The sequence below is a fragment of the Streptococcus henryi DSM 19005 genome, from assembly GCF_000376985.1.
Taxonomy (GTDB): Bacteria; Bacillota; Bacilli; order Lactobacillales; family Streptococcaceae; genus Streptococcus; species Streptococcus henryi.
In genome coordinates this window covers 134,910-147,827 of record NZ_AQYA01000032.1, presented here as the reverse complement: position 1 = coordinate 147,827, position 12,918 = coordinate 134,910, and the positions used below count along the sequence as shown (strand labels likewise).

The window sequence follows — 12,918 nt, the reverse complement described above, 5'->3', positions numbered from 1 at the left end:
GCGGCTTGAACCGCTGCTTTGGCAGCTTCAATTGCTGCTTTCGCTTCGGATTTCTCAACGCTGTCTAACTTACCATCGCTGTCTTTATCGGTGACTTCCAATGGAGTTGGGACTTTGATAGTATTCAAGACAGCTGTGAGTTTTTCTGCATCTTCTGGTTCAACTTTGGCAGACTTTTCAATCAGGTCTTGAGCAGCCTTGATAACTGCATTTGCAGCATCAATCTTATCTTGAACTGCCTTCGCTTCCTCTGGAGTGACAGCTTTGTCAGAGACAGCTGTACTATGTTCGTCCTGGGCAGCTTTTGCTGCTTCGCTGGCTGTTTCAATCGCTCGGAGAGCATCTAAGGTATTTGCTAGGCGTTCACTTAGGCTTGTGCTTGCGCTTAGACTTGACACTGAGAGGCTTTCTTGAGATTTGCTCAATCCTTCGCTTGCAAGCTTACTTGCACTCACGCTCTGTGAGGCTTCGCTGACGCGGAGCTCTGAAATCGACGTACTTGCTGAACGTTCTTGTGACGTCAAGCTTGTTTTATCGCTTTGGCTAGCTACAGTTGAGAGATTCGCGCTTCTTGAGGCACTTTCACTAAGACTCTTAACGTGACTGGCACTTTGGAAAGCACTTGTATTTGCGCTTGTATTTAGACTTGCATCGCTTGCTTGAGCGCTAGCCAAACTCTCGCTTAGACTCAAACTTGTGCTGGCACTGATCGTACCAAAAGCACTTTGGAAAGCTTCTGCCTCGCTTGTAGAGTCTAGTTTCGCTACTAAACTGTTTACTGAGGCAATTGCACTTTTCACTGTTGATTGGACCACACTTGTTCGATCCGACGTTGAATAACTTGTAGATTTAGCTGTACTTGCCAAGGCAAGTGATGCCGCTGATTCACTGGCAGCTTTTGAGGTACTAATACTGTCTTTGGCACTTGCAGACTCCAGACCGTGAATAGCCCCTGAAAGGCTTAATGACTGACTGTTATAGCGACTAGTACTCTGAACAGTAGAAGTACTTGCAGACATACTTGTAGAGGTGCTAAGTTGGCTAGCTTTGCTTTCTAGCCCCCCACCGTTGTAATCCCAACGTTTTGTTGTTCCGTTGCTTGTAAATGCCTTAGAAATTACATTACCCACCGTATCAACAGATGTTGTCACATTGGCTTTTGGTGCTAAAACACTTCCAACCCAATTACCGCTAGAAATATTAACGTTGCCACTAAATGGTGTGGAGTTCAGATTAACAAAATTCCAGAGAACCGTATTTTCAATACTTGTCGAAGCATCATGCTGAACAGTTACTCCATTTGTATAACTTAATTTAATTTGTGAATTTGAGTAAACGGTTGATGAACCAGTATTATTCACAACATTAATCATGACTGTCTGAGGTTTTGTTGCATCCAAACCTGTGAAAGTCAATGGAGTTGATTGAGATAGAATATCAGATCCCAGATTGATAACAAGAACATCATTATTATCAGCATCTACAATCTTAGAAATATCAATGACTCGATTATTGTTATCCACAAAGACAGAGTTATTACTGTATGTTGCATCCGCTTTTGTATTAGCTATTTGATCGCTAATCTCGGCTAAGTTAGTAAATTCTTGGTCAAAATCAATATAAGCCTTATTACGTGTTTGCTGATATACCTCAGATTTATTGATGCTTTCCCCACCATTAAAACTAGTATTACCAATAGTAAAGCCATGGCCGTTATTATATGATTCCATTCTTACGTCTGGTCCAATAACGAATTTTTCATTTACATTATATGAACCAATAGACTGGTTGATACCACCTGTAATATGATTAGCGTAAAGATAATCTTTACCGCCTGTATTGCCATAACTTGTCTCTATGCCATTGTTTTGTGTAGCAAGTGTTCCGATTGCGAAGTTCCCTTTTACAGAACCATTTAAATGAGCTGTTTCTTGTGTAAAAATCGTGAAGTCTTGTGCAGCTTGTAAGAAGTTGTCCCTCGCAGCAGGAACATCATCGTAATAAGTATTAGTGTTGATTGTTACTCCAGCCGAGTTATTCTGAGTGCTTGTTTGCGTCTGGGTTTGTGAAGCCAATTGCGATTGAACAACACTTTCCGATGCTGATTGGGATACACTTACAGAGGCAGAAACAAAGGCCTTTGATAATGAAGCATTTTGACTGTACAACTCCGAAAGATGTTCTGAAATATTAGCGTTAGATAGTCGAAGTAATTCTGATTCACTTGCAGAAATCGAATCCATCCGATTTTTTTCACTAACTAAGATTGAATTTGAAGTACTAGTTTCAACAGATTCTAAATGTGCTTTTTCACTTTCAGAAACATATTTAGAAAGACTTGCACCAAATGATTCCGAGTATTCTTTTTGACTAGTTGAAAGAGATTGAGATACTAGCTCAGATGCACTTGTAGAAGCAGAGGTTATGACACTGTTAGATAAGGATGTCGTTACTTCTTCTGGGACAGCGTTCAAGTCTACGATAAACTTATAACTAGCTCCGCTTCCTGAAAGTCCATTTGTAGCAGAAAAATCTAATCGATATTGTTTAGTTGGATCATCCACATCTGGACTAGTTGTAAATGTGATAGAACGCTCATCTTCAGATAAGGTCACATTATGTAGGTCAGAATTCTTATCTTCTTTACTATCTACACGTAACTTCAAACGATGATTATCATTATCTTCAATCACGGCATCCGGTGTATCTGGGTTATTAAAATCAATAATGCTCAAAGTCCAGTTAGTCAATCCAGTTACAGTGTCATAATTAGCTGTCACTGTATAGGTGAACTGTTTCCACTGAGCGAGAAACTTGCCATTTTCTTTGGCATAGACTTGAACACCTGAGTTGTAAACAGAAACTGTCGTGCTAGTTCCATTGTCACTACCAATCTCATGTTTAGAGAGTTCTTCTTGGTATAAAGATAAGGATGTCGCCAAAGATTCCAGAACAGACTCACTAAGCGAAGTAGAGTTTTCAGCAGAGACAGATTCCTGACTTTCACGAAGGGAAACACTGTCGCTAAGAGAGTCTGAAATTAAGCTTTCTGATTTTATCGAGCTAGCTGCTTCTTCAGACTCACGATTGTAATCGCTGAGCGATTTGCTTTTAGACTCAGAAACCAATCTATCTGAAGCTGAATCTTTGAGAGATTCAGAGAACAGGCGATCTGATTCGCTGGTGCTACGCTCTTCTGAAACCTTGCGTTCAGACTCGGAGTCCACCAATGAGTCAGAGACTGATTTGTTTGAAGCAGCAGTGCTATGAGCCTCAGCTTCTTCACGTGCAGAATTACTATCACTGAGTGAAGCATCTACAAGACTTTGTGAATTGCTTGCACTAAGTGACTCCTGAGATTCACGTACTGAGTTACTACTTTTCAAAAACTCTGATAAGGACTCGCTAGAAAAGGCATCACGCAAAGATTCCGAGCTTAGTCTACTTTGTAAACTAGCCGATGTTGAGAGTTTCTCACTCTCCTGAGACTTAGCAGTGCTTGTGCTCAGTGAGCCACTCCGATAGGTTGAGGTAGAGACAGACTCAACAATTGAATTTGAGAGACTTTGAGCATATGTTTTGTATAAAATCGTATTATTCTTAGATGTAACACTCAAATTCCCAAAGTTAATTGATCCACCACTCTCATTCAATGTAGCATGGACATTCGAACTAGTAGTGTTGGTCGCCGCTTGCACAAACAAACCGATGTTATCCATAGTTCCATTTGTTGTCGTTGAGAATGTAAAGGTCAAGCCTTTACTGATATCATAAAGTTGAGTACCTGAATAGTTATCTCCCCAGTGCCTCTTACCTTCATAGGTTAAGCCAAGCGCCTTATACTCTGTGCCACCAGATTCTGTTGTTGTGAACGAATTGTTTAATACGAGAGATTCGGTATATGCAACAGAAATCGTCCTTGTTTTGGTTACAGCTACAGATTCATAACCGACAATTACATTTTTATAATACTTATAACCACTCCATGTGTATACCCTAGAATCCCAACCTTCCCATCTGCTAACTTCTTTAGCTTGGTAAATAGGGTCCCCTTGCACATAATCTATATAGGTTTCTGTTTGATTAATTGTACCTGTAACTTTCAAATCAATTGGTTCAAGAGATTCTCCGTCCGCAATATTAGCAATATAAAACCCTACATATTGTGGAGTTGCTGTGCTTGTAGTTGGTTGATAAGTTACAACCCAATCAATCATTCCTCTAGAAACATCAAGGTACCCTTTAACAGAAGATATGACAGAACCACTTCTTTCATTAGCCAAAAATGGTTCTATCTGATTTTCTATGGCTTCCTGTAGCAAAGATTGACTCTCTATGATACTAGACACTTCAGAGTCAGAGACTGACAATGAGAAGGAAGCCAGACTAGTACTTGCTGATGCTGATTCTGAACTCTCACGGACAGAGGTACTAGCTTTGAGTGATTCTGACACAAGTGCCAAAGAAGCGCTAGCGCTGAGCGACTCTTCTTTTTCACGTTCAGAGGTACTCTCATTCAATGAATTTGAAATGGCTTCGTTTGATTCACTAGCACTCACCGATTCAGATGCAAGGCGCTCTGATTCACTGTCATTTAGAGATGTTGATGCACTTTCGCTGGCTTTTACAAGACTCTCTGATTCACGTTCTACACGCTCTGACTCGCTCAAATTTAATGAACGCGAAGCACTTTCCAGAGTTAATGAAAGGCTCTGCGACTCTTTTGTTTCACGATCTGAAGTACTTGTTACTTCACTAGATGCTTCAGCAATTAAACGATCTGACTCACTTGCAGCAGTCGATGCTTGTACAGACTCTTCCATACTTCTAGTGCTAGCTGATTCAGATTCCAATCGAGAAGAAGTACTGACACTCAAGGAGGCCTCAACTACAGCTTCTTGATCAATCTCATCGTCCAATGCTTCGGTGGCAGCCTCTTGGATGTTATTATTTGTGACTTGCCCCTCAGAAACATCCACACTTACTGTATCAGAATGTAGCGATAATTCCGAACCTAGCACTGATGCCTGTTCATTGGCAAAAGCCTTATCAGCAACCCCAGCCCCTCCTATGATGGAGCCCGAGACGGCTATGGCTTTTAGAATCTTCTGCCCTCTCTTTTCAGCTAATTCATCTGTAGCAACCTTTGATAATTTTTCAGCACTCGGCTTGAAAAAACGCAATAAACCGACAACAGAAAGAACTCGAGTAACCCAATGTTTACCAGATTTGTAGAGTTTAATCCGCTCTTTCCGATCGGTTTCAGCAAAATTATTATTCGATTTTCCCCAACGCATATACAAAACCTCAGATATCTGATTAGATATATTTTAGTAACCTTTCACTTATTTTCAAAGCAGTGCAAAACAGTACCATAGTTATTCACTCATCAACTCTTCCAAAGTCAAAAAAAGCGAGTTCTAAGAGCTCGGCATCGACTGTTCACATAAAATCAACTGACGACTATTTTCTCTATATTTTTTAATGATTGTTAGTACTGCAAAAAAGTATACTATTACTGTGTTATTATATCACATTATTGGGACAATTATCTCAAAAAATGAGAAAAAATAAGCGCTTTTTAGAAATAATGTTAAAATTCAGATAATTTTTCAAATACACAAGAAAATCCCTTGTTTTGTTACAAAGGATTTTCATATTTTAATTTATTTTCAAAAGAATTTTCTTAAAGATAGGCCAAAATATTAGAATGCTCATAATCAACAAGATACCAATAAAAGGTGCAACAAGAAGTGGTTCGATTTGACTTGCCTCAGAGGTGACACGAGCTGTTTTAGCTTCATTTTCAATACGATGACCGCGAACTAATAATCGGTGGGTATTGACTCCATAAGGGGTACAGGTAACAAGGGTTACGTAATCCTCATCTGGATCAACCTCAAGAGCCGAGACATCGTCAGGTAGAACAGTTAAAATCTGATCAACTTCATAAGTTAGGGTTTCATCCATAACCTGAATCAGAAAAGTATCACCCTCAACCAACTTATCAATATCAGTAAAAAGCTTGGCAGATGGAAGCCCTCGGTGCCCTGAGATAACTGCATGGGTCCCTTGCCCCCCTACAGGAAGAGAGGTTCCAGGAATATGACCAATGGCCACCTGCAAAATCTCAGCATCGGCACCGTGATAAATCGGCATGGTCGTATTCAACTTAGGAATCTCAACATAAGCCATAACCCCTGTTCCACTAACATCCAAGAGCTGATTGTAGGCTTGTGTTTCTGATTCCGTCAAATTCAAATCAGGAATGACATTTTTGGGTAGAGTGTCATTATAAGCATGCGCACCTGACATCATAGTGTCATGTTCTGCTTCAGTCATCTCGTTCATCGAATCAATATAGCGAGCTACCGCCTTTGCTTGACCTAGATTATTCCAGTAATCACTGACCGTCGGATAGAGTAACAGAGCCAATCCGACAAACAAGATAAATCCTAAAAGGATGGTTGTAAAATTAGATTTAATTTTTTCAATCATATCGACCGACTTGCCTCTCCATTCTTTATGAAATTCACTTCTTTTATTATAAAAATAAAAGGAGGCAACCTCAAGAGATTTACCTCCTTTTTATCAACATATGTTTAGCTTTATTTTACTTCCATACGTTTTTTAGTTACAAGTAGGACACCTGCAGCAATTACTAAGATTGAGCCAAGTGCATAAAGAATTCTTGTACCAACACTACCTGTTTCAGGAAGTTTAGAACCTTTACCATTGACGATTGTAGCAGTCATATCACCATAGTTTGGTTCAAAATCAACATTGACATCTTTTTGACCTTCAGATTGCTCAGTAAAGTCATCATTCAAACGAACAATGTTTACAGTTGTCAAACGTGGATCAGCAGAATCTTCTTGCTTAGTTGTTACAACTTTGAAATAAACTGGTTTCGAAAGCTTGTTATATCCAACAGGTGCTTGAGTTTCTTCCAAAACATAGATACCTGAGTCAAGACCTACAGCAGTAAAACGTGCATCATTTTCTGATTTAGCAAGAGTAATAGCTTGGCTAGATTTTACGTAAGTGTTGCCATCTTTAACCATTTTGTGCAAAGTAAATTCAGCTCCTGACAATAGCGTTCCAGCTTCATTTACTTTATCGACTGTCAATTTGAAAGTAAATACAGTAACAACATCATCTGGTGTTTCCCCTTTTGGTGAATCTTCACCTGAACCAGTCCAGTTAGGGTTATTTGAGTACTCTAGGTAAACAGTATTGATATTACCTTTTTTATCATTTTCAGCACCTACAACAAGACCATTATCTGTCAATTTAGCTTCATATTCAACAACAACTTTTGTTGAAGATGTGATTGTAACTGCTGCACCTGAATCATCAGTTGCAATAGATTTCAAATTATTAATTGTAAAATTAACATTTTTACCAGATTCAGTCACTTTAAACTTACTTGTTACATCCTGACGAGTGCTACCGTTAACGATGTAAACTTTTGCAGAACCTTGTTCGTAAACCAAGGCTTGTGAAAGTGTATCATGGAATGAAAGGTAATATTCTTCATAGTCAGCAAATTTAGTTGGAAGCGATGCAGTCAATTGGAAAGGTACATTATCGTTTAAATCCCAAACTGCTGAATCTTGCCAGTTTGTTTCCACCAATTCAGTATCATCGTAGCCTTTAACTTTTTTCTCAACAGAAGGGATAGACAATTTACGAGTTGTGTCTACACTTGTATCACCTACAACTTGAAGAATATATTGTGAATAGGCAGCATGGTCGCCTGAAAGAGTACCCAACTTATCTGCAACAAAGTAGTAACCACCAGTCAAACCTGAGATAGTTGCTGCTTTTGTTTCAGCAGTGGTTTCAGCAGCACTTGCTTTTGGACTTGTCAAGTAGTTATATGCTGATGCATCTGCATTCAAAGCACCTACGATAGCCGCAAATTTTGCACCGTTATCTTGGTTGTCATCTACTGATTTTTGCAAAGCTTTTGATACAGCTTCAGCATCGTTGAAATCTGCAACTCCATAATTAGAAGCAAGAGCTTTTTTACCAGCTTCATTGATTCCATCACCCCAAGTGATAGCTGTTAGTGTTTCACCTTCAGAAGTATTTGCATAAGTACCCTTGAAGATTTCATAAGCTTCATAAGTACGACCAGCAAAGTTATAAGTTGTACCATCACCAACAAGAGCTCCGTTACTATCATAGTTAGGATTTGGAATAGTGATACTATAAGTATCATCAGCAAATGCTTTTGAACCAGCAAATACAGAAAATACTGTAGCTAGTAAAGCTAAAAACAATTTTAGTTTCTTCATCATTTTCTCCTTTTTATTTTTTGAAACTATATATTAAACAACCAGAATTTCCATGTTTTTCACGGATCCTGATATCGTATAACCAAATATTTCATCAACTTCCTCCCAGTCGGTATCGACGATAAGAAGCATAAGCTAAAGCAAGTCCCGCTAGTCCCAATAGACTAACTCCCACTAGAATAAACGTCTCAATACCGCTTCCCCCTGTTTCAGGAAGAACATAGGCTTTTTTGGCCTGGTTGGTAATGGTTAGTTCGCCAATTGAGATTGGATTGTCTTTAGTTACTTCATAGGAAGTATCATAACCCTCAATAGGTTCTTCGATAACATAATATTTAAAGTAGTGACTTATCGAACCATCAGAATCCGTCTCATAAGTCGGCAATTCATCAAAGGTCATAGTCCAAAGAGAACTATTACCTGTATTTGACATTGTAGCAGTTTCTAACTGTTTCTCTGACAATGTCTGGCCGTTCGCATCTACAGTGACTTGCATTAAGTGAATTGTGATTTCACCAGATGAACGTTCTGTCTCACGACCTTCAGAATCAAGCCAACGCTTGTTAACGTTGAGCGAAGTTTCCTTAGGCATGGCCTCGTTTTCAACATACTCATTAACCGTATGTTTACCCAAGTCAGCAACCAGACTCATGTCCATCAAACCAGGATTTTTAACCAAACCTGATTGTGAATATTGGAAATAGTATCTTTCAGGTTCTTCTGGCAATTGATATCCATTGGGTGCCGTAGTTTCGACAGCATAGTAGATTGTATCATACTCCAGTTCTCCATATTCTTCTGATGCGTTGCGTCCATCTCGAAAGATTGCAAGATCACCATTAGCCCGTGTGGTATAGGTTGACATTTCTCTATCTGTACCGTATTCATAAACAGTAAAGATAGCACCCGGTAAAGTAAGACCGTAGTTATTAACATCAACTTTTGTTAGTCGGTAGGCTTTTTCAATTTCAAAAGATGCCGCTGAAGAACGAGAACTTGCTGAGCTGCTAATCTGATCTTTTGCAGCATCTGCATTAGCCAATTCTTCAATACGTGCTGTGTTTGACACACTCAAATTAACAATATCTCGCGTATTTGGTGCTGAGAAAGCATAGCTATAATGCAAGGTATACTTCTGTTCGTCGGTAACGACAACCCTCAGAATAATTCTATTTTTTCCTGTACCATCAGCATTTGACTTAATACTGTAAGAGGTCCAACTATATTGAGATTTTGGAACTTCATTACCGTCAGCATCTATCAACTTAATGGAGTCTTGAATCAAGTCGTAGGTTACGCCAGTACTTGCATCACCATCATACTCAAAAGTATCAAGAACAGTGTAGTAATCCTCGTCTGGAACTAAATCCTGAGCTTTTTCGTTTAAAGTCAAAGCATAATCAAATGACTTAGTTCCTTCATTCCAGTTACCTGCTTTTTTTACTTTTTTTGATGGATTAACAGTGATACTCTGTGTGTGATCGTCTTCGCCAGAAGGCACACCATCAATCACAACAGAAGCATGGTTAGTTAGCGCGTAACTTTCAGAATTAATCACTGGGGTATCACCTGTGTATTTAAAGGTATAAACGATATAGAAGAAATCAGCCTGAGTAACTTCTTTTAGATTCTTCCCATTCTGCGCTGTAGCCGTTATCGTTATCTTCCCATCATCAGATATTTGACCATTAAAGGAAAGATCGCTACTAAAAGTCCAATTCTGCGGTTTAGAAATAACATTTCTAGATATGGTTGCACTTTGTGTATAGTAGAATCTACCAAACTCAATACCTGTAATCTCAACACCTTCAGGAGGGGTATCAGTAACCGTTAGAGATTTATCACTCTCACTAACCGCAACTTTAACCGCCCACTTGATAACTCCACTACCTTGATCGACAGCCGATTCACTTATGGTATGACTCGTCGTTTTTGATTCATATTCCGACCCATAATTCACTTTTACAGAGCCATCCATCTTTGTCAATTTACCACCAATCGGCTCATAATTGTAAGTATACTTAGAAGAGTGTAAACCGTCTGATGTTTTTATCTCATTTATAAATTCCCTATCAACATTAGCATCGGCAGTTGATTGATAAATTAAACGTGGATTGCTAGAACTTCTAAAATCAGCCAACAATGTCAGTTTATACCTGAAGTAGTGATTACCTGCAATCGTCTGATTATAGTTAATATATGGATACCAACTTCCGGTAGGTAAAACTTCTAAATTAAAGTTACCCGCTCCAAATATAGTCACCAACTGATTATACAGATCAGTTAATTGCTCTTTTGTGAAGTAATGGTTTGTAATGTTACCACCATTTGATTTCAACTCATCTTCAAAAACAGTTCCTTTTGGAATAGTACCATCTTTGGGCATTGTCAAATCAACCGACCAGTTCAAAAATTGAACAAAATCATCATCTGTAGCATTAACAGAAGTTAAAGTCTTACTTAAATCTCCAGAAGTCACTTTAACACTACTTGCAGCTGTAGTTGTATCTGAACCCTCAGCCAAAATAGCACTGTTTGAAATAGTTTGACCATTCCAAGTTAGTTGACTATTCTCTACTTTTGTTTTATAGGTGATTGTATAAGAGTTGGTATTATTAGGTCCTGAGAATGTTATTGTATTACCTTTACGTGTCCAACCATTGCCACTTACTGGAAGATCGATTGCATTCTGGAACATGCTATCGGTCAATGTTGCTCCCGAAATATCATTTCGATTAGTATTAACATTGAGTGTCCATGTAATCAGATTTGTTGAGGCATCAAAACTGCCACTCTTACTCATCTGGTTTCTAGCTAAGTTGCTGGTTACACTTCTCTCCTGTTTTGGAAGATTCGGATTGGTCACTTCAACTTTGTTGGTAGCCGTTGTCCCACTACCCGTTGCAAATCCTGTGACTTTATAAGTATAAGTTACTTTATAAGTTTGATTTGCTGATAATTGGGGCAAGGATAAATCAAAAGTCTTTTTATCTGCAGAGATTTGCGGAGAATAACTAGAGTAATTCGTCCAACTTCCACCATTAGTCTGAACAGTCACCGAATCAATAGTCAGGCTATTAACTGTTACCCCTGCTGCAGCCAACGAATCGTGAATTTTTACCCCACCCTCCGTACCGTTGTTAGATCGAACTGTTACTTCATAAGTCATAACCGCCGTGTCACCTTCATAAGTAACCGTAGGATAAGTTTTAGAAGTATTTATGTCTTTTTGTGGTGTAGTATTTGTTGATGAACTTGTTGATGAGCTTGTTGAACTACTACTTGAGCTCGGCGTGGAAGGTTCCGGTTTCGGAGTAATATTCACGCTAGAAGCTGGGATCGTAAGTTTGAGATTATCTCCAAAGATCATGTTAAAGTCGCTTTGATTACTATCATGATCTAAAGTTGCTTCCATATGGTGCTCAAATTTTACTTTACCATTAGCTCCTTGGGCAATTGTTTTGTAGTAATTTTCATCAAATCGGAAGGTAACATATAGATTACCATTGCTATCTTTTTTGTAGCTGTAGTCATAAACCTTAGGACCACCCTGATACTCATAAACAGCATATGATACATTTTCTTGTACCCAGTCTGTCTGAATATAAGAGTTAGCTGGCAGCTTCAAGGCATAATCAAGAGTCTGTCCCAAATCAGCTTGTGTGATTGGGAAAGCCACATTAATCGTTGCCTTTAATTTTTTTGTTGCCTCATCATAGCTTGCTTCTCCTGCATTAGTATCTAAACTAACCGTCGGATTAAACTTATCAATGCTTTCATAAGTTGTTGTACCTATTGTATAGGTAGAAAATGTATCTGACTGGAAGGTAACTTTTTCAACGTCACCAGAATGTGTCATCTGGATATCAGTTGTCTTCGCCAATGTCAAATCTTCAACTTCCTGATAAGTATCATCCATGAAATGGTAGACACGCCAAGCTGCTAAAGGAGCTCCGCTATTGGCCACTTCCTTAAAATCAATTGACACTCTAACTTCTTTATTAGGTTCAATCTCTTTGCCATCCTGATTGATAAAAGCAATATCGTAAGAGTATGATGTGATTAGGCTTTGCTTACTGTCTTTTAAGACCTCGTTGAGTTTTTTCTCAATCACACGCGCATCTGTAATCGGTGTGACTTTGAGCGTCACAGCTTCATCAAAGGTATTGGCATCATAATCAACCGATACGACAACTTTGTCTGTCTCAGCCTTAAAGTTTCCAGCTTTAGTAATGTCTTCAAGCGGCTCACTCTCTTGAGACTGACTGCTTTTTGTTGTATCAGCTTGCTCAACTTCAGTTGTTTCCTCAGCTGCCGTTGTTTTATTAGTTTCTGGCGTGCTTTGATTTTCGACTTCTTCAGGAGCTTGAACGTCATCTGTACCTGTTGATAATTCAGTGACAGATTCTGTGCCCAAGTCTTGGATAACCGAACTGCTTGAATTGTTTGTCAATGTCAGCGCAGGCAATATAAGCACGTAGGTTGTACAGAAAACAACCAGCACTGACATAGCCAGACCGATTCTAGCCCAGTTACGGGCTTTGATACGTTGCTGAACTAAGGCTGATAATTTTTCAAGTAGGGCTCTCATTTAAACTTATTACTCCTTTCTATC

4 protein-coding genes are annotated in these 12,918 nt (G+C 39.0%); all 4 read right to left on the bottom strand.

The features are described 5' to 3' along the window. On the bottom strand, nucleotides 1-5,297 hold a 5,297-nt coding region (locus F601_RS0106355; protein WP_018164832.1), incomplete at its 3' end, for a collagen-binding domain-containing protein. 364 nt (nucleotides 5,298-5,661) lie between these two features. Continuing rightward, complete coding sequence (locus F601_RS0106350; protein WP_018164831.1) at nucleotides 5,662-6,498, bottom strand: class C sortase; 837 nt, start codon at nucleotides 6,496-6,498, stop codon at nucleotides 5,662-5,664. Between the two features lie 110 nt (nucleotides 6,499-6,608). Continuing rightward, nucleotides 6,609-8,303, bottom strand: coding sequence for a SpaA isopeptide-forming pilin-related protein (locus F601_RS0106345; protein ID WP_018164830.1), 1,695 nt, complete (start codon nucleotides 8,301-8,303; stop codon nucleotides 6,609-6,611). Nucleotides 8,304-8,397: 94 nt separating this feature from the next. After that, entirely contained in the window at nucleotides 8,398-12,894 is a 4,497-nt protein-coding gene (locus F601_RS12675) for a SpaA isopeptide-forming pilin-related protein (RefSeq protein WP_018164829.1), read from the bottom strand. Between the last annotated feature and the right edge of the window lie 24 nt (nucleotides 12,895-12,918).

Excerpts from the sequence above, each read along its gene's own strand:
- F601_RS0106350 (WP_018164831.1), bottom strand. The coding sequence starts at position 6,498 with ATGATTGAAAAAATTAAATCTAATTTTACAACCATCCTTTTAGGATTT.
- F601_RS0106345 (WP_018164830.1), bottom strand. The coding sequence starts at position 8,303 with ATGAAGAAACTAAAATTGTTTTTAGCTTTACTAGCTACAGTATTTTCT.
- F601_RS12675 (WP_018164829.1), bottom strand. The coding sequence starts at position 12,894 with ATGAGAGCCCTACTTGAAAAATTATCAGCCTTAGTTCAGCAACGTATC.